General features: G+C 45.0%; 2 protein-coding genes and 1 pseudogene. 2 read left to right on the forward strand and 1 reads right to left on the reverse strand.

From position 1 onward, the window contains the following. Both A3766_RS24490 and A3766_RS24495 read left to right on the forward strand, forming a co-directional pair. A pseudogene (locus A3766_RS24490) lies at positions 1-342 on the forward strand (S-methyl-5-thioribose-1-phosphate isomerase); the annotation flags it as partial. 30 nt (positions 343-372) lie between these two features. After that, positions 373-933 carry a DUF1415 domain-containing protein gene (locus A3766_RS24495; protein WP_068506406.1) on the forward strand — a complete coding sequence of 187 codons (561 nt, stop codon included), beginning with the start codon at positions 373-375 and terminating at the stop codon, positions 931-933. 4 nt (positions 934-937) lie between these two features. Here the strand turns inward: A3766_RS24495 and A3766_RS24500 are convergent. Continuing rightward, positions 938-1,326 (reverse strand): diguanylate cyclase domain-containing protein (locus A3766_RS24500; protein WP_231882982.1); only part of this gene is annotated, 389 nt, incomplete at its 5' end.

Here is a 1,326-nt window from a genome sequence, read left to right on the forward strand (position 1 = left end):
GTTGGTGCAGACAGGATTGCAGCTAACGGAGATGTTGTAAACAAGATTGGCACCTACTCTTTGGCGATTCAGGCAAGGTACCATGGCGCAAAGGTAATGGTCGTTGCGCCTAGCAGTACGGTTGATATGGCATCGAAAAACGGTGCGTCTATAGAGATTGAAATGCGTGATTCCGATGAGCTTAAGTGTTTCAGTGGACAACAAGTTTCAGAGGCTAACGTACAGGCACTTAATCCGGTCTTCGATGTGACGCCCGCGAGCTTGGTCGATTATATCGTTACAGAGCGAGGCGTCATTGCTGGGCCGACCTTAGATAAGATGACCGATAAATTCTCGCTTTAATATGAAATGTTTCAGGAAAGGTGTTTAAAGATGTCTAATGAGCTATCCCTTGGCCATGTAGAGTCAGAAGTTGTTGCTTGGCTGGAGCGAGTGGTAATCGGCCTTAACTTGTGTCCGTTTGCTCGCAAACCCTACGAAGACGAACGTGTCCGAATCGCGATCGACACTGGGAGCTCTTATGACTCAATACTTGAACGCTTGTTGGCAGAGTTAAGGTTTCTAGATAATGATAGTAATCTGGCTATTGAAACGACTCTGCTTGTTATCCCAAATGGCTTGAGTGACTTTTATTCTTACTTAGCATGCCTGTCGGATGCGAATTCAATTTTGGTTTCAGAAGGTTACGAAGGTGTATTTCAGTTGGCAAGTTTTCACCCGGATTACCAGTTTGAAGGTACCGAACCGGATGATAAATCGAACTTAACAAATCGCGCTCCCTATCCGGTTTTTCACATAATTAGAGAGCAATCTTTGGAGTATGCGCTAGAAAGTTATGATAACCCTGAAAAAATTCCAGAGCGTAATGTTGAGCTAATGCAGTCAATGGAGGGGGAGCGGTTAAAAGCTTTATTTCCGTGGCTGAGTATTTAGTCGTCTAGGAGAACGAAAGCTGCGCACTACCTTTTGATTTCGCAAGCAGTAGCTTTTTGCTTGCTCTCTTCCAGGCAGAATTAAAGTCTTCATTAGGCAAAATATGTACAACTCCGACGCTGATGCTCGAATTTAGCCACTTTCCATCGCTTGACTTTATTTTGATGGCTTCGAAATCTCGCATTAACCTTTCAACGTAGAGCCTGGCTTGGGGGAGTGAGCAGTTGGATAGAAGTATAGTAAACTTCCCACCACCGACTCTTCCTGCCAGCCCTCTTCTATAGGCGAAGCTATTTTCCTTATCGATCAGCTTTGCGGCTAGGTTATCTCGACGTACTTTTGTTTGGAGCAATTGACCAAACTCGCTAAGCAATAGGTCGCCTGCGTGAAGGC

This window comes from Oleiphilus sp. HI0132, from assembly GCF_001635845.1.